Source organism: Ruminococcus sporogenes (assembly GCF_054655175.1).
The window spans coordinates 1-355 of sequence record NZ_BAAHOA010000052.1 but is presented as its reverse complement, the minus strand read 5'-3'; the positions used below and the strand labels follow the sequence as shown (position 1 = coordinate 355).

Sequence of the window (355 nt, the reverse complement as noted above, 5' to 3'; positions counted from 1 at the left end):
CGGCTGACTGCCGAAGCTGTCAAGACCGCTTGCATAGCTGTACCGTATCAGCTGATAGAACTTAGCCGCCCTGTCAGCGTCACGGAATCTGCCGAACAGTCCTTTCTTATGAAGAGCCGCGATCCAATTAAAGTCCTCGCGGGAATTAAGGACGTATCTGAGCTTGTATTTAAGCTTATTCGGTTTATCCCTGACGCAGCGGTACAGATTTGCAAGGTTTGAGTTATGGTCGTTCCAGACCTCGAAATCCATGCCCGGCGGTTTATGAAACAGTACCCAGCCTGCCCCTCCGAAAACCTCGATATATTTCTCATAGTAAAGCGGAAACCTTGAGAGAATCTCGTCCCTCAGCGCC

1 protein-coding gene is annotated in these 355 nt (G+C 50.1%); it reads right to left on the bottom strand.

The window, feature by feature from the left end:
* On the bottom strand, positions 1 to 355 hold a 355-nt coding region (locus ACYQ0N_RS15425), incomplete at both ends, for a DNA adenine methylase (RefSeq protein ID WP_460163195.1).